The organism is Sodalis endosymbiont of Henestaris halophilus (assembly GCF_900161835.1).
Classification (GTDB): Bacteria; Pseudomonadota; Gammaproteobacteria; order Enterobacterales; family Enterobacteriaceae.
This window is the reverse complement of sequence record NZ_LT897836.1, coordinates 1127019-1146333: the sequence shown is the minus strand read 5'-3', so window position 1 is coordinate 1146333 and position 19315 is coordinate 1127019. Positions and strand designations below refer to the sequence as shown.

Genomic DNA, 19315 nt, shown 5'->3' with positions numbered 1-19315 from the left:
GATCAAGACCTACACAAGAAACCTAAGAACTTGAAGTACATCTATTTAAATTTCAAATACTAGCAATTTCTATACTATGCTTAGTCATAATAGTAGGAGGAAAGTAAATTACACCTGTATTATCAGTGTACTAGTTAATCAAAGAGACTTAAAGTGCAATTATTTTCTACGAAATTTATAAAAACATCTTTAATGTGAAGCATTATTTCAGGTTGGTGTCACAGGTGTTTAATTTTAATCCGCTTTAACCTATTAAAATGATTATGTATTAAGCCTTCCTACCAGGACTTAAAGTGCAAACAGGATACACAAATGCGGATAGAAAAGTATTTGCACCCCTAGCCAGATTTTTCTAGACTTTTTTTTGGAAAAAAAAGCGCACAGAGCGTTCCTTGATGCTTTCAGACAGCATGAAATGCTATTTCATGATAGTCCGCGTGTTTAATGCGCAGAGCCAAACCTATCGCACGGCCGCCATGTCGAACGGCATTACTATATGTTTGAGTTTTCTTTGAGAACTGAACAACCAAGCGGCAACAAGTTTATTTTAACCACCTCTTATCTCAAAGAAATAGCACAGTGCTACCATGTCGGCATATCAACATGCTGCTCATAAAAGCTCACGCTGGTCCTTACCCACGTGTTGTTCATAGCTAGAGCTATGATTGGCGGCTAAGTAATAGATATGATTTGCATCGGTATTTTGTTAATTTGTGGTATAAGTATTCCTTATGCCGTTTTAAGTACCTGCTTGGGTAATATAAATGATGGTGCTGTTGATATTAACGGCTATGCTGTATTCGTTAGCAGGTTTGCTAAATATATATATTTGCCAAAAGTATCAACGATACTAGCATTATCTATACAACAGTCATGATTATGTTGCTTATCTTATAAGATTAATAGGAGTATTTTATTTGACGCCTCTTTATTCTTGCGTGATGTATCGCAGCTCAACTCCGGTTGATTTATGTGACTATTGGTATTTGCTATAGATTTTTTTTGGGACATATTTCAAGTGACGCTGGCTAACTTATGCTTATGGTGTTTTGTGATGAGCAATCATTATGGCGTTTATATCTACCTGGTTGAACGTTTATCTAGCATAGATGGAGCAGATGCACTTAAACAGCCATGTTCGTGGGCAATATTAAAATACCTCCTTATTATCCGGCATTTACACATCTAATAAATGCATATAATCAGCGCTATATCTACGCAAGTGACACAGATGCAGCTCTGCCATTAATCGATATAATGCTATAATTACGTTAGACAAGATAGTGTCAGTATAGAAAAATTAACTGTTATCGACGTTACAAATATCAATTGATTTATACTCTAAGATCTCTAGGCGTTAAAAGAAGGTCCTAAGCAAAAAGGGAAAGAGTCTTTTGCATGGAGATCAAAATGGTTGTCATACTGTACCAGGTACAGCTTACTTTATAACATATTGCGTTACATGAATTCAATTTTCACCATTTATTAAATGAGATTTAATTGTGTATTATTGATGAACTTGGCTTTATATTTAAATAGTTAATAAATAATATGACCGCGGTGCTGGTTATTGACTAGTCAATAACTGTGGGTTTTTGTCATCGCTTGCCATTTACATATCCAGTTTGAGATCAGTTTGCAACCAAGATCCCCAGTATAACGCGCGCCAGCACGCAATGTTGAAATAGCCGTTGCATAAATTGCGGCTAGATCATTAACATCGTGTTCCACGATATTAATACGTCAATAAATTTGGTGTTGTAAGTTTATGTTACACACTAGTTAACGGATAGTCGCTAATTACTGAAAGTTTTTCACCAAAAGATCACATTAAGGTGCATAAGATTAAACAGTTTTTTACAAAAATAGAGTCATAGTGCAATGACTTGGTTGGTTTATATTTCTTATATATTGCTACTAGCTACCGCATATTCACGTCCGTATATAAAGTTTTTTGTTAAGGAGTATATGGCATTACTAGTAATCTTAATACCGATAATTTACATGGTAATGTATGGGTTACACCTTGTTTTATAGCGTTAGGACCTATATATGCTCTTAGCATCTTGGCGATATCTTGTCATCTCATCGGCAAGATTGCGATAAATAAATTAAAATTGAATTTATAACCGCCAAATATATTTAAAACGCTTTTGAGTTTATGACGAGATGTCTGCAAGTTGTGTGTCCGCTTGAAAACGGTTAAGACTGCTAACGGTGGCATATAAAAAGCTAACAAGCCGTCAGCAAGGTAAGAGAATACTTTGCCGGTATACTACACTCAGCTCCGAGTAATCTCAAACTTCGATTATTAATCGTTGTATAGTTACGACTAAGAAATATCACCAATAAAGAAACATTTTTTTGATTCCCTTGTTCAAGGGAACAGTAGAGCAAACGTGACGTGATAGGTGATAATATTAATTAGGAGTATAAACTTCTGTACTGCTGGGGTAGATCACTCTTGATAGCTTAGTAAGCTACTTTGTAAGTATTTACCAGGAACATAGCATTTATCGCACTTAATATGTAAGTATTTTACCAAATCTGTACTGTATGAATAGTATGTGAGATTGATCACAGGCAAAAAGTGGGCGCAGATACGGGGCCGCACGTCACCGCATCCGCTGTGGATAGATAAGTAAGCATTCACTTTTTGTAGTAGCGGTGTTCTTCATCCCAATAAACAAGGCCGTTTAGTGGCACTTGACGCAAATGTTTGGCCAGCGCGATGCCGTCTGGCAACACCAGGTTTGGTGCTAGCTCAGCAAGAGGATACAGTGTGAATTCTCGGTTGTGCATATCGTAATGCGGAACTGTTAAACGTGCCGTAGAAATAATTCGATCGGCGAAAAGCAAAATATCCAAATCTAGCGTACGGGCTCCAAAACGATGCTCCTTGCGGATACGCCCTTGACGCAATTCTATTTTTTGAATGTAATCTAGCAGCGTTTCCGGATCAAGGGTGGTATCCAGTGCAACCACGGCGTTCAGAAAATCTGGTTGATCTTTCGGACCTAGTGGGTAACTGCGGTAGTAGGATGAACAAGCGATAAATCTGGTATATGGTAGGCTCTTAAGAGCCTCAAGAGCTGTGTTTACCTGCTGCAGTGGTGCAGATAAATTGCTACCTAGAGCCATCCAAACGCGCTCCATCAAGCGTTTCCCCGATTATGTGCTCGTTGGCTCGAACGACGCACATGGGTGCTGTGGGCAGACACCTCATTGCAGAGCCTAGTAAGCATATGTTTTTGCTGCGGTGGCGCGGCAGCCTGAAACTCCTCCCACCAGAGGCTAAGCCTCTGCAGGTCGGCATTGTTTTCGACTGCAGCACGCAACGTAAGCAAATCATAGGCAGCGCGAAATTTAGGATGTTCCATCAACTTATGTGCTCGCTTGCCCTGACGACGTGATAGTCTAAGCTGAAGATGCCACATATCTCGCATCAGGGCGGTTAAACGTTTGGGAATTGCCAATGTACGGCAGTGTTCGTCGAGAACATCGTTTATCGCCAGAGAAAAAGCATCAAAATAAGGCAGCTCACTTTCATGGGCTATTTTTTGCGTATGTTCTAACAGAGGGTACCATAGCATTGCGGCGAAAAGGAAGGCCGGATTAATTCGCATATCTTTGCACAAACGCTGATCCGTGCTAGCAAGCACACGTATCACCATCTGTTCCATATGGCTGTCACCATGCTTGGTAAAGTTACGGCTTATCAACGGAAACAGTGGTTGAAATAGCTGGTTTTCGCACAACAGTCGGTAAGTAGTTTCACCATGTCCAGCCTGTAGCAGCTTCAGTGCTTCTTCAAATAACCGCGGCGGGGGAACATCGTTCAATAGCGCGGATAATCGGGGGATGGGTTCAGCAGTTTCGCGACTGATAGTCATGCCCAGTTTGGCAGCAAAGCGTACCGCGCGCAACATCCGTACCGGATCTTCCCGGTAACGGGTTTCCGGATCTCCAATCAGGCGAATGATGCCCGCGTGTAAATCTTTTAGTCCACCAGTATAATCGCGCAGAGTAAAGTCTGCCACGCTGTAATACAAGCTGTTCACTGAGAAATCGCGGCGATGAGCGTCTTCTTCTATGGAGCCAAAAATATTGTCGCGCAGCAACATTCCGTTGTGTCCGGTAAAGGCAGCGCTCATCGCGCCGTTATCTGACTTGAGCACCTCATGATAACCACGGAACGTCGCGACTTCTATAATTTCGGATCCAAACATGACATGAGCCAAACGAAAACGCCGGCCAACAAGTCGACAGTTGCGAAACAGTTTACGCATATTTTCTGGAGTGGCACTGGTCGTAATGTCAAAGTCCTTGGGCTTTTTACCTAGCAGCAAATCGCGAACACTGCCGCCGACTAAATAAGCTTCGTATCCCGCTCTGTTCAAGCGATGAAGCACTTTTAAAGCATTTTCACTAATTTCTTTATGAGAAATGGCGTGCTGGGTGCGCGGTATAATCGTCAAAGGACTTCTATCTTTTGATGTCGCTTCAACGCTTTCATGATTAAGCGCCTTGCGGCAGAAATTAACTACCCTGGTAAAAATAGTGCACCTCAATATTAATAAATAATAGTTACAACGTAAAGCCGCGGCTAATAATAGCTAATTAGACTAAGCTTGAGAATCAGGAGGGTAAAACAGTGCGATGTTAAGCAATCAGCATAATCTCATGCTCAGTTTAACATAAATTAAATGCGCATAGCACGCTATTGTAGCGTGAAGCGACCGACGAGAAATTTTGTTTTGATGTTGCATTCGTGCCGCAAACCACATCAACTAAATGATGAATATTGATATATTCAAGTTTTGAATAACCTAATTAGCGCTCTGTTGTCGCGATGGAATCAAAATTGTGCACTAAATACGGAAGATAAACTCTTCCCATCTATGCTTGTCGCCAGTACTATCTTAAATAGTAATACTTTAGTGTGGTTTTTGAGCTACACCCCGGCACAACAACAGCTGCTAGCACCTTCTAGATAGAAGACTGTAGTAACAACCATCCCATCTCACTTTCAGTCATAATGGTTAAGTAAGCGTAAAAGAATATTGATATCCCCCGGATAATACGCTAACGGGGGAGGCGATATACAACATAATGCGTACGCACAGTAACCACTACAAAAAAGTGCCTGCAAAATATCTACAGAGAGAGAATGATAGAGAACCTAAATAAAGCATTCCAGATGAATACGAGGTAAACTATCTCATATCATAGTGGCAAAATTGGCATTATAGTGAGAATGGTGGTAATTGTGTGGTTAACATGCGATATCATGATTTCCAGTAATAGATACAGCAATGATCCTCTGGTGTTTGTACGTAATTATCCCGTCATTTGCTTTTCGCGAATCTCAGCAAGGGTTTTGCAATCTATACACAAATCGGCAGTTGGACGCGCTTCCAAGCGCCGAATACCTATCTCTACCCCACATGATTCGCAGAATCCAAAAGTATTATCTTCTACTTTCTTGAGAGTTTTCTCAATTTTTTTTATGAGCTTACGTTCACGGTCACGGTTACGCAACTCAAGGCCAAACTCTTCTTCCTGTGCTGCCCGATCTACCAGATCAGGGAAGTTAGCGGCCTCGTCCTGCATATGTAATACGGTACGCCCAACTTCATCTCTGAGTTGATTACGCCATGTATCAAGTATGCGCTTGAAATGCAGAATCTGCGCTGCATTCATGTATTCTTCACTAGGCTTCTGCTGATATGGTTCAACTCCTGCTATAGCGAGAATACTCAATGAAGATGTCTTGCTATTTTTCCTTTCTTGCATGTTTTATTTTCCTTACTAATAAACTAGTAACACGCACTAGCCATCCCTAATCTAAGATAAACAGGAAGCAGCTATAATGTAAATACTAAAATAACAGATAACTTTAAGGTTTGCAATTATTCATAATATCTACTTGACGAGTAGTTTCAAGGAAAGCGTATTTAACGCAACGATAAGGTTTTTTTAACACTGGTACTTTTACGTCATTTAGTGTGTTTTTTGATCTTTTTATGAAATAATTATTGGCAGCGGGGCGTGGATATGCATGCCGTGCCGGGATAACTTACAACCATAGCATAAAACTTCCACACCTATCTGTTTAGCCTGTAATACCAAATCAGCATAGTGACAGTCAATGTGGCGGGCTGTCAATACACGGTCGATACTTGAATTTAGAACGGTGAAAAACAGAATTGCACGACACCCCATTTTTACCATCATCTGTAATTCTCGCAAATGTTTTTGACCTCGTATAGTTACTGCATCAGGAAAATATCCTGACCGATGCTTTAATAATGTCACTGATTTTACTTCAATATAACAATCCTCGCGATCTTTTGCTGATAATAACAAATCTATCCTACTGTTTTCTGCTCCATAGCACACTTCGCTGCGAAGATTCGTGTACCCTCTCAGTTCAGAAATCGTTCCATCACGCAATGCTTCTTTTACCAAGATATTGGCGCGCAGCGCATTAACTCCTATTAATTGACCGCTGGTTGTTTCAGTTATTTCCCAACTATGGGGATAACGACGTTTGCAATTGTTAGAAGTTGAATACCAAACGGTATCTCCCGTGGTAGCGCATCCAGTCATTGCACCTGTGTTAGCGCAATGAACCGTTAAAAATGTCCCATGAGGAGTCACTACATCGGCAAGAAACCGTTTATAACGCTGTATCAGCCTTGCTGGTTTGAGTTCTGGCTTGAATTGCATGAGATTTCCCTTAATGTAAGCCTTTATTTACACAGGTATTTTATTCTCGCATTTAACCTATAGCTAACGTCGCCACGGCGATAGTTATCAAATATTAGTAGCGCCAGAGTTTCCTCGGCTATTTATAGAGGTATTTATCCTAAAATGACCTCGATGGCAACACTACCATCTGTCTTTATCGTTTGTCGTTGCCGCGCAATATATGTATGGGCACTATAGAAAATTATTGTGTTAATCGTGCAAGGGCAACTTGGATTACTTCGTGATGTGTGCAACCTATATTTATTGTTCCAGAACACAACGATGGTATAATGGCTGCCCTAATATATTATTATTCTCCTCGCAGAGATCTTTTGGCATTATTACTTTTTTAGTGCCGTGGTTGATCTACCTAGCTTACTACTTTACAGAGCACTAAGCAGGTTTATACTACACGCTACGCTAGGCAGCGGCAAAACGACTCAAATACCTATAGAGATTTTTCCTGCGAGTTTACAAGCTGTGATTAGTCATGATGCTAAAGCCGCAGTGGTCAGCACGCCTTGGGGTTACCAAGGTAATTTTACCCCTTCCACTATGAAGATATAAGTCTATCGTTACCATATCTTTAAATAGTGTAATCCTAGATGAATTTTACGAGATTTTTTCTGAAGACAGATCTCTTGCTAATGCTAGGTGTGCATCTCGGCAGTAAATTAGTTTTGTTGCTAATATTTTATCCGGGGAGAGTGTCGAGAAGAACCAAGCGTAGGGTTTGCTTAGAACAAAGCACGCGCTACTGATCTATCGATAGGGCATAAAATGTTAATAAAAAATGCAGAGCTTTTCTTTTGTGTATTCGTTTAAAGGTTAAAAACCGTATGCTAGTTTAGCAGCCAGTAGTAAAAAAGTTATTAACGATGTCTGTAGATAGCAATAAATTTCTAAACTTTATGCACGAATGTAATTTCGCAAGACTTCGCGAAAGGTATCACTACGACTTCAGAGGTATGATGATAATGAAAAAGAAAAAGGAGTATTAGATGCCTCAACGTAAAAAATGGGGAGGTGTGGAGCTAAAGAAATACAGACTGTTGTTGGTATTGTTTATTCACATTGCGTTGCTGGTCGTTGTTATTGCCATGTATGGCATGTATTTAGATGTGCAGGTCCGTCAATGTATCGATGGAAAAGTTTGGCAACTGCCGGCAGCAGTATATGGCCGCGTGGCCAGTTTAGAACCTGGGATCTCTTACAGTTGCAGTGACATGGCTACACTGCTAGAAGGCATGCAATACCGACAGGTATGGCGCATTACTCGGCCCGGAGAATTCACCGTAAATGACAATAGCATTGAGCTATTGCGGCGTCCGTTTGATTTCCCGGACGGCAAAGAAGAACAAATCCCCGTCCGCATGACGTTCACTAAAAATCAGCTCGTTGAGATTAAAAACAAAAATACTCAGCGAAATTATGGCTTTTTCCGTCTCGATCCGCAGCTAATAACCATGCTGCAATCGCCTAAAGGCGAGCAACGGTTATTCGTACCGCGCGCTGGTTTCCCTGACCTACTGATTGATACGCTTATAACTACCGAAGATTTACATTTTTACAAGCATGACGGTATCAGTTTTTCCTCCATCGGTCGTGCTTTTCTTGCTAATATAAATGCCGGTCGTGCGGTGCAAGGAGGGAGTACGCTAACGCAGCAATTGGTGAAAAACCTCTTTTTGACCAACAAACGTTCTCTGTGGCGCAAAGCTAATGAAGCCTATATGGCATTAATTGTTGATTACCGTTACAGTAAGGATCGCATCCTGGAGTTATATCTAAACGAAGTGTATCTCGGACAAAACGGTAGCAATCAGATTCGTGGTTTCCCTCTGGCTAGCCTGTATTATTTCGGACGCCCGATAAATGAATTGAGCCTCGATCAGCAAGCAACGCTAGTAGGGATGGTAAAAGGAGCATCGCTCTACAACCCCTGGCGCAATCCAAAGTTAGCGCTGGAGCGCCGTAATCTGGTGCTAAAATTGCTAAATAATAATAAAATCATCGATAGAACACTCTATAACATGTTGAGCGCCCGCTCACTAGGAGTACAGCCATGCGGAGGGGTATTGACTCCGCAGCCGGCTTTCATGCAGATGGTGCGTGAAGAGTTGCAAAGCAAGTTAGGTGATGAAATTAATGAAATGTCTGGCGTCAAAATTTTTACTACTCTGGATCCGTTATCGCAGAATGCGGCAGAAAAAGCAGTGGAAGTAGGTGTAACCGCACTTCGCGTCGAGCGCGGTGTTAATAATCTAGAAGCTGCGATGGTAGTTGTTGATCGCTTTAGTGGCGAGGTGCGCGCTATGGTTGGTGGTGCAGATCCGCAATTCGACGGTTTTAACCGAGCGATGCAGGCGCGTCGCTCGGTTGGCTCGCTGTCAAAACCAGCTACCTACCTGACCGCGTTAAGCGAACCAGATAAATATAGACTTAACACTTGGATTGCCGATGAACCCATTACTATTAAGCAGTCAAACGGCATCATGTGGTCACCCAAAAACTATGATCGGCAATTTCGAGGTAAGGTAATGCTGGTTGAGGCGCTTATTAACTCACTCAACGTACCGACGGTAAACCTAGGCCTATCGGTAGGACTAGATCGTATTATTACCACTTTGGTGAAACTTGGCATACCATCCTCGGTGCTTAATCCGGTCCCCTCAATGTTGCTTGGCTCCATTAGCCTCACACCCATAGAAGTAGCGCAAGAGTTTCAAACCATCGCCAGCGGGGGGAATCATGCCACACTGTCAGCAGTGCGATCGGTAATAGGAGAAGACGGCACCGTGCTGTATCAAAGTTTCCCCCAGGCGGAGCGGGTTGTACCCGCCCAGGCAGCTTATTTAACTCTATATGCGATGCAACAAGTAGTGGCACGAGGGACATCACGTTCGTTATCAGTGAAATTTCCATTTTCACATCTAGCCGCAAAAACTGGGAGCACTAATGATCTGCGTGATAGTTGGTTCGTTGGTATTGATGGTAAAGAAGTGTTTATTGCATGGGTCGGCCGTGATAATAATGATCCGGCCAAGTTGACAGGCGCCAACGGTGCACTGACGCTATATAGCCGTTATCTAGAAAATCAGGCGCCGTTGGCGCTTAACTTAACACCACCTGTAGGTATCAGCCCGATGTACATCGATTATGCCGGTAATTTCGTCTGTAATGACGTTAGTGCAATGCGGACATTGCCGGTGTGGACCGATGATCCACAATTACTATGCCAGATGTCAGCCCAGGTGCAGACACAACTACAACCCGCTTCCTCTTTTCTCTGCGAAGAGTTTAAGCGTGTAAATAATATAGATAAATAACACACCTACAAATTGTGGTAAGCATTTTGCTTAGGCAAGCAAAAACTTCATATTCTACTCAAACACCGATGAACTGTTAATTAGATTGATTAGCTAAACATAAAAGCCTATTTTACTTTACGACTTAATCATTGCTTATCCGAAGAGCAGCTAGACAATCAAATTCTAGAGTATTGTTACCCTTTGTCATTAAGGTTTATATTTACTATATAGTAAATAAAGAATACATCACAAATTCGGAGATTTATTGTACTAGCTTAATAATCATATAAAGTTAAATATTACTGTAATTTTCTATATTTCGGCTTCATATTCTCTCACCTCAATATAAAAACGTTAGCTTGTTTACGATATTATCTAGCACTAATATATTCAAAAAATTAATGAGTCAAGTCTCTTGTACATCGAAATGCTAGTACCGCTGAAATCAACTCGTCGCTTGTTCATTACCAACTATTTAATACGGCGGTTAATTAGCAAGAAATTGCCGTTAGTTAACCATGCATTATTCTAACTCACTTAATATGGCGTTACAGAATAAATAGCCGGACAAAATTGCAACTAACTACCCATGTTTATTAACATAAATGCCAAAATGCTCGGTTTCCTTAATTTTTCAACATGATTTTAAATCATAACATGCACAATGCAATCCTCCTTTTAGCTGAGTATTTATGAAAATGATTTAACATAGTTACGGCATTATATCATTGATTTTCTTCTCTTGATTGATCACTACTTGGCAGTAGTTCCATATTTAGTTGAAAGCAATATGATCGTTCATAGTATATCTTTATAAATTTATTAAGCATCAAGTAGCATATAAATAAATACTAGTTATTAGTAAGTAATTTACAGATATCAGAATATTTTATAACGTATTTACACGTTATGATATTTTAATAATTAAATTTAGTATGTTATTATTTATGCTTACTAAACATAAATCTGCGAGGGGGCGATTCATATTTTGACAATTATAAATACGGTGCATGCATAACCATGCATACAATTAAGTAAGATGCAAATCTTAAGCATGAAGTGATAGCTCAAAACTAATTTTACGCAATACTCGAAAATGACTAATTACGGCTCTTCGCTTACAAACAAAATAGCGCGTAAGTCTAAAACATTTGCTATGTTTGCCAAATGTCGACGATTAAAATAGCTACTTGTTTTAAAAAATATTGTGAATTATAGGACAATATATGCTAGTTGATCGACTCTCATGCGCCATCATTAAAAATAAACATTATAGCACAAACTTAAAACCTAATCGTGTAGCGATGAGGCAGTTTTAAGGCGATCAACGTCTAGATTGCAAAACTATCTAGCATCCGTTAATGACTCTAGAAAGGACACTTAATAATTAATTGAAGATAGAGGGGAGATTCTATCCAGACTCAGCGTCTATTAGATAGTCAAAGAGGTATCCTAAAATTGTGTTTGTTATATATAACTGATCGACTACAATTCATTATGTAGCACGGTTTTTAGCAGTAAAAACTGTGTTTGCAGTTAATCTTTATTATATAAAGATTAGTTAGATATAATAAATGTTTTTACACGCTTTTCTCTATTGATTTTATTTCAGTACCTATACTTAACACTTATGCTTACATATTTTATGTATAGCAGGTTATTTGTTAATACTATTGTGATGTAACAGTTAGGTGAAATTTCGCTACCACTCCGGATGCGCTATTAAGCAGATACTCTGCTGACATCAGAGTGCAATCAGAGATAATTAGTAGTTTGAAATTAAGTGAAGATAAAGTTGTTTACTTTCGTAATATGCTGTTTTCTTAAATCTAAAATTTCAACTAGAGATTTTAGAGACGTTTTAAGTCAATAAAAAGTCACATTTGATGCGATCGCCAAACTAGAGTGAGATTTTTTATATTATAAAAACTAGCAATCGAAAAGTTAACGTATTTCCTCGCTAAAGGCACCTGGTTGGGACGAATACCCGTCAAATTAATTAGGAATCAAGTTGACAGCCTTCATTGCAATGAAGACATTTTCCGCAACTTAAGGTTAGCAGTCATCCACTCTTATTATTGTTTGCATTACTATAGATATTATAATATAATAAATATGGAGTTGAATTAAGTGTCATAAATGGCTAGTTAAATATCAAACTACTTGTTAAAATGATAATATTTTCCGCCAGCCTCTTTTTATGAAAGAGGCTGATTCTCTACAGCGGCGCCTGGCCACGCATTAATCTCTTTTTTGTATTTAGAACAGATTAGTAAAATACAAAAGTGATACTGGTAGCGTAATTTTAAAACATTCTTGAAAATATTTATCAATATAAAGCTTTTTCCACACTTTGCATACGTTTTCGATATTCTTATGGTGGTGAAAGCAAGTTAATATAACGCGCTCTAAGATACGGTTCGTGTTTTGCTTTCCTCATATTTTGCGAAAATATTGAGATAAGGCACTTCCGCTTTGATTTGTTCCCAATTTTCTTTATTGATCTGATCAAGCATAATTATCTCCAGAAGGAAATTGTTTCTTCTTGTGGTCTTGGCGCCACAAGTGACATATTATCGGTTATTGCCTAACCAATTTTTTTATATCTTAATTAACTAAGAGGGTATTTATGAGCGTAGTACCTGTAGTTGATGTACTGCAAGGGAAGATGCCAACTAACAGTGAAATCACTGTACAGGGTTGGGTGCGTACCCGTCGAGATTCTAAGTCCGGACTCTCTTTTCTTTCTGTTTATGACGGTTCTTGCTTGGCTCCCTTACAGGCCGTTATTAATAATTCTCTGCCAAATTATAAGAACGAGATTTTACGCTTAACTACTGGTTGCTCCGTATCGGTAACCGGCCAGGTAGTAGAATCTTTGGGAAGCGGTCAGCGTTACGAAATTCAAGCACAGGACGTTACAGTACTCGGTTGGGTGGACAATCCTAGTACCTACCCCATAGCTGCTAAGCGCCATAGCGTAGAATATCTGCGTGAAGTAGCCCATCTTCGCCCACGTACCAATCTTATTGGTGCTATGTCGCGAGTACGCCACACTCTCGCGCAAGCTATTCATCGTTTTATGGACGAACAGGGTTTTTTTTGGGTGTCCACACCTTTAATAACTGCCTCCAATACTGAAGGTTCTGGCGAAATGTTCCGCGTTTCCACCCTCGATCTGGAAAATATACCACGCGTGTCTGATGGTAAAGTAAATTACGATAAGGATTTCTTTGGTAAAGAGACTTTTTTAACGGTTTCCGGTCAGTTAACGGGTGAAAGTTATGCCTGCGCCTTGTCAAAAATCTATACTTTCGGTCCAACGTTCCGGGCAGAAAATTCTAATACTAACCGCCATCTGGCTGAATTTTGGATGGTCGAGCCAGAAGTGGCATTTGCCACTCTAGAGGATATTGTTAACTTAGCAGCAGCAATGCTAAAATATGTGTTTCAGGCAATATTGAGCGAGCGCATTGACGATATGCAGTTTTTTACTACACGAATCGATAGAGAGGCAATAAATCGTCTAAAACACTTTATTAGTGTCGATTTCGTGCAAGTTGATTACACAGAGGCTATAGACATTCTACAAAGCTGCAACCAAACTTTTGAAAATCCAATTTCTTGGGGAAGTAACTTATTTGCGGAACATGAACGTTATCTAGTAGAAAAATATTTCAAAGCACCTGTGGTTGTAAAAAACTACCCCAAAAATATCAAAGCTTTTTATATGCGAATGAATGATGATGATAAAACTGTCGCTGCTATGGATGTGCTAGCACCTGGCATCGGCGAAATTATCGGCGGTTCACAGCGTGAAGAGCGCTTGGATAAGTTGCATGTACGTTTGAAAGAAATGGGTCTTAACAAAGAAGATTATTGTTGGTATAGCGACTTGCGACGATACGGAACTGTACCGCATTCAGGTTTTGGATTGGGTTTTGAGAGACTCGTAGCTTATGTTACGGGAATACAAAATATTCGGGATGTCATCCCTTTCCCGCGAAGTCCGCGCAATGCCAATTTTTAAGATTATGTATTCGTCTGCTTGATAAAATCAAGCAGACATATTTTCAGCTAAAGCAACTATGCTTTACTTTTGAAGTTAAAGATATCTTTTAAGTTTTGTAAAATTACAGTTAAATATAAAGTTCTAAATAAAATATCATTAAAGCTGCTTATGTTAAACCTAGGTTGAATTAACGGCTTTTGCCGTAAAACATTACATGTAAATATAGTAAAACAAAGATCTCAACAATGTCTCTGAAAGACATTACCTACAACGGTAGTAACTGTAATACTCAGCACAATAATATTAGTAATGATAAATTGAAATTTTACAGAGTAATTATGGGTTAGTAGGTATTAATCTCTTGTGCTACTAAACGCGGTAGGTTCGTGTGTTATTAATAACAGCAATATTTAGATGGTTACGGTCAGAGTTATTTTACCTTACCTACTGATTCAACTGCAATAACGTTTATAGTGCTTAAAACACCAAACCTTACACTATAACAAACTTCAAAAGTTTAACCAAATTACCGATTAGATAACAGGTTTGGGTTAATGGCGATATAAATACCAGACAACAACTTATAAAACAACACCGATGTAAAATCAGGTAATAAATTAATTTGTCGGTATCAGTTCATTCTGCTGCGAACTTAACGATATCGTTGTGTATATCATTATTAGCTGGACTAATATGTCACTAGACACTGGTCGTCACTCTATTAGCGCTAGTGTTATTAGATACCGTAACACCAACTTCTTTATTTAATTGATGACGTTGCTTTCCATATAAATGGAAATATAATAATAATTCGACGATACTTGTTAAGTTAAAGACATATATTGATGATCACCTATTCGCCATCCTTAGTTAGTATTATTTTATCAGTATATAGATTTACTCCAAAAGAACTGATGCGCAAAATGTTTACTTTCACTAAAAGTATCGAAAATTTTAGCAAAGAGTACACAATTTAAAATATAATCTTAATAGATTTTAACTAATCGTTAGTTACTACGAAACTCGTAAGACTACTTGCTTAAGTAACTCAAATTAAAAGGTTTATACCCCTGACGTTGCCGTTGTTTGCTAACAAAATCCGAGTAATTTAATTAGTCAAATAATATTATACCGACTTTAATCTGCATTCTTCCGTCGATTCCAGTTAACAGTACGGTAAAGACATATCAGGTTCTAGCAATGTTAACCTGATCAAAGACTTTAAAGTAAGCGCAACTAAATTCTTTAACAAAAGATTGTTACTAACATTGTTGAATTAAATAAATTATTAACTAATTTTGATGACGAAAACAAGTAATATTTTCGTTTAATCTAACATTTATAATACCTTTTCGACTACCAACAGATAAAATTTTGAATCATGAAGGTAGAATTTGCTCATTACCTTCTTTTATGCCGTTAGAAAGTGAGGTAAATATTTGATAGAAGGATTTAGTAACAAGAGTAGCTGATAGTTTTTTGCATTCTTTAACATTTTGCATACATATCCACATGTTTGTATATGTCCTTAGTAGATTAGTAGTTTAATTTTATGCCAGTAAATATTTTTTAAACTAAATCGCTAAGGCTGCAAAATAAAATTATTAAACACTATTTGTGATCTATAGTGCGCGGTAAGGGCAGAATACACCTTATTTTGTCGCGTATAAAATATTGGTGCTGGCACAGTGTTTTGAGTAATCCATATCTCAGCTGGCCGAACTAGAAAATGTTGAGCTCAGCGTCGTTAGACGCATGCAATTATACTTAATTATAATAATCTTTACCCGTTCATAATATTTTATGTAGCAATATTAAAAAACTTGGCACTGGGACAGAACCAGCACCGTTATTTTATTTTATTATTTTGCCGTAAAAGACCAAAATCCATCATCTATAAGCAGTAAAAGTGGAAAGTGATAACTGTATTGGTATTTTAGAGCTAAATGCTGTTGTTGAATTTCTCTTCTCTTAGTTTACTCCCGCAGTCTAAAAAATTGCAGCATTTTTGTATTTTGTAAATATATCAGTAGGTTATCGTGAGCAGTACCTAATTTAGAGAATTGTGGCTTATATATGAATTAGTCAACGATTGAATGCTGTTATCGCTAGATAATCAGATTACTGATCAAGTCTTATTAGTATTAGCATTAACCATATTATAAGCTACTTACATAATCGGCATGATTTTAATTGACGACGTGCTGCACGTTTGTGAACACAGAATTTGATTCATATACTTTAAACGTTTCGTTCATACACCCTGCAATACAAGTGCTTGGAAAAATTACAGTTTTATTACGGGCAAAATGGTTTTTCCTCCTTGTCATGCTGACCTAGGAATGAGTTCTTAAACTATGTGACCAAATAAATTATTATTAAATAATAAATTCTAATCTAATTAACGTTCCAGAGATGATGAAGAATAACATAGCTGCTCTTTTACAAAGCGATCTTAGCAATGTATTCTGCCGCTAATTGCGACAGTGCCAAGAAATCTATATGCTTTCCTGTTATGTTGTGCATCGACGAACATAATTGTTTAAACGTTCAGTTGTTTTAAGAAAGGGTTAGTACGGCGCTCGTGACCTATAGTTGAAAGGGGGCCATGCCCAGGCAAAAAGGTAATATCATCCGCTAATAGTATAATTTTATTATAAATTGACTGCATAAGCGTTGATAAATCGCCACCTAGAAGGTCGGTACGACCAATGCTACCATTAAACAGCACATCTCCCATTAAAATAAATTTATTTGCTTTATTCAAAAACACTACATGTCCTGGAGAATGTCCGGGACAATGCAGTATGTTAAACAGCAACGTGCCAACGTTCACTGTGTCTCCATCTGTCAGCCATTGATCGGGAATGAATGGCGGGATGTGTTTTACGCCAAACATTTGACACTGCCGGGGCAAACCGGCTAACAACAGCTTATCTTTGCAATGTGGGCCAATAATGGGTACATGATATAATGTAGCTAGCTTTTTAGCGGCACCGACATGATCAAGGTGCCCATGAGTCAGCCATATTTGTCGAATAGTGACACCACGTAGTGCCACTTCTTGGCGCAACCTCAGCGAATCTCCCCCAGGATCTACCAGCACGGCTTCTCTAGTCTGCTCACACCAAACTAATGAACAATTCTGGCAGAATGCCGTTACTGGTATTATGTGATATTTCATACGCTACCCAGCCTGATTTTATACTTAATAATACATTAAAATGAGACTCTCATTAACAAATATTGAGCAACTTTACCAGATATATAGTAGCTTCATGTCAAATATAAAATAAATTACTGTGCCGGGAGGGATAGTAGTATATCCTATTTACACAATGCGGTGTTTGGATCCGCTTTACCTAGTCTTTGATAACTCGGTCTTACCAAGTTTTGCTTTTTTCTAGCAGTAAATTCTTTATTTATATCTACAGTAGCCAAAATAAATTTCACAGGTTTGCTAGTTTGTAACCTGTTAAATAGTTAAAGTTTAGAATAAATTACGCTTATCAGCGCGATAATTACAGAAGAAATAATGTTATAATCTCGGTTTGATTTGATCAGATCGTTCGCATGAAAATATATTTGCAGGATTTTATTAGTATGTGAATTATTAAGGATAAATATTTAAGAACGTGGATGTAACACAAATATAACAAAACGGTGCTAGTAAGTAGCTATAGACAGACGCCGTCCATTTCCGAGTAATATTAACGGAGATCGTAGATAATTAATATGATTTTGGGTGAGTAACATCTTTCAGATCTTTAATAAAATTATGTTGATAATTCAAACGGTAATATTTGCACAATCTCAAAAGTAGATCAGACTGTGGTAATCTGACGCTCCTCATAAATTCACCGCTTTGCGTAGACTAGTTTGCAGCAAACATTTATGCTTGCGGTAATCTCCTGTTTTTCCCACTCCCAATTATGAGTGAAAATAATATTTTTTAATTGTAAACATCTGCATAAAATTGCAGCTTACCGTTGTTCGTGTGATCCAGTACGGATCTAACAGTTAATTAATACATAGGTTATTATTATTTATTTAATAATTGCACTAACGGAAGCATAGCTACAAGTGATATCTAGGATCAATATGTTAGCTAACACTGCCACATTTTACCCGAAACACAACCCGCGCAATGGCCATTACTGCTCCGAACAAATTATGAATTAATTATTAAGTGTGTAATACAAATTAGGTCTCTCCTGAAACATATGTATTAAATTTATAATATCCTAATGCGTTTTTTACTTCTTACCGGCAGTAGCCGGTAAGAAAAATGGTTGGGCTTCACCATATTATAATCAATGCTAGTTAGGTTGACCATGCGGCATCGCTACTGTAATACCCTGGTAATATCGGGTGGTTTTTGTACGATAAATAAACTGATTACGCAGTAGGTTAAATAACTTATCATAACGTAATAGTAAACTAGATAAATGCCATGTCAGGTTGCTGGTTAGCATTATGCTGCTCGACGAGCAACGCATCAGCGGCATTTGCTGCTGTAAGTCAACTGCCGATCATCTGAGAGAATAATACCTTTATTACATGCTCATAATAAATAAGCGAATCATTAAAAGCATCAACTACAATGCCTATTGTAATTGCGGTTATTGAATTATTTTTTAAATAAAGTGCTGTATGTTTAATGCTAGAATAATTATTCTAGCGCACAGATAGGTATTACGTTAATTGAGCGCCGGCGCCGCAAAAATCTTCTGTTATATTCTGAAATTATTAACGCTACAAACTCCGGTGAATTCATTTGATTCTGCACATCTACCGCGGCGGTTAATTTGAAATTATCGTTGTCTAGCGTGAGTATGTACTTTACAATAATTAGTAGTCGCTCTGATAGATAGCAAAGCAATAAATATTATGAACGATGCATGATTCACTGTTCGTTGGTAGTGCTATTGTATATAACTTACTACTTTCCACAATTTATCTTTCGTTATTAATATCATAAAATATTTTATTCATCTATATACAATGAAGGCTAGCCTCCAGAAGGCATTATTTCCGCCAAACTGCTGCTAAGAAAGCAGTTTACGACCGCACGTGGCCTTTTCATGTCGTAGGGAAATTAAGCTATTTAATGAGTTAAATACCATTAAAGAAATGGGGTTGCATATGAGCAGGAAAAGTATATTCTGACGAGCTAACAATCTGGCTTTGTGCGTCCGATACCACAAAGGTAGAATTCTGATAGTGACAAGGTATTGGT

6 protein-coding genes and 1 pseudogene are annotated in these 19315 nt (G+C 38.3%); 2 read left to right on the top strand and 5 right to left on the bottom strand.

Features of this window, described 5'->3' with window-relative positions; all coding sequences use genetic code 11:
- Positions 1-2649 precede the first annotated feature (2649 nt).
- The 4 genes from folK to sfsA all read right to left on the bottom strand — a co-directional run bounded on the left by folK (position 2650) and on the right by sfsA (position 6732).
- Positions 2650-3156, bottom strand: coding sequence for a 2-amino-4-hydroxy-6-hydroxymethyldihydropteridine diphosphokinase (gene folK, locus HBA_RS02465; protein ID WP_097032437.1), 507 nt, complete (start codon positions 3154-3156; stop codon positions 2650-2652).
- Entirely contained in the window at positions 3156-4559 is a 1404-nt protein-coding gene (gene pcnB, locus HBA_RS02460) for a polynucleotide adenylyltransferase PcnB (protein ID WP_097032625.1), read from the bottom strand. Before pcnB ends, folK begins: the two co-directional genes overlap by 1 nt.
- Before the next feature lie 781 nt (positions 4560-5340).
- Positions 5341-5796 carry an RNA polymerase-binding protein DksA gene (gene dksA, locus HBA_RS02455; protein ID WP_097032436.1) on the bottom strand — a complete coding sequence of 152 codons (456 nt, stop codon included), beginning with the start codon at positions 5794-5796 and terminating at the stop codon, positions 5341-5343.
- A 228-nt stretch (positions 5797-6024) separates the two neighbouring features.
- Positions 6025-6732, bottom strand: a complete 708-nt coding sequence (gene sfsA / locus HBA_RS02450; protein WP_097032435.1) for a DNA/RNA nuclease SfsA — start codon at positions 6730-6732, stop codon at positions 6025-6027.
- Between the two features lie 1058 nt (positions 6733-7790).
- Here sfsA and mrcB point away from each other — a divergent pair.
- Both mrcB and asnS read left to right on the top strand, forming a co-directional pair.
- Positions 7791-10082, top strand: a pseudogene (mrcB, locus tag HBA_RS02445) (bifunctional glycosyl transferase/transpeptidase); the annotation flags it as partial.
- Positions 10083-12693: 2611 nt separating this feature from the next.
- On the top strand, positions 12694-14094 hold the full coding sequence (asnS, locus tag HBA_RS02440; RefSeq protein WP_097032433.1) for an asparagine--tRNA ligase: 1401 nt from the start codon (positions 12694-12696) through the stop codon (positions 14092-14094).
- A 2524-nt stretch (positions 14095-16618) separates the two neighbouring features.
- Here the strand turns inward: asnS and HBA_RS02435 are convergent.
- Positions 16619-17260, bottom strand: a complete 642-nt coding sequence (locus tag HBA_RS02435; protein WP_097032432.1) for an MBL fold metallo-hydrolase — start codon at positions 17258-17260, stop codon at positions 16619-16621.
- Between the last annotated feature and the right edge of the window lie 2055 nt (positions 17261-19315).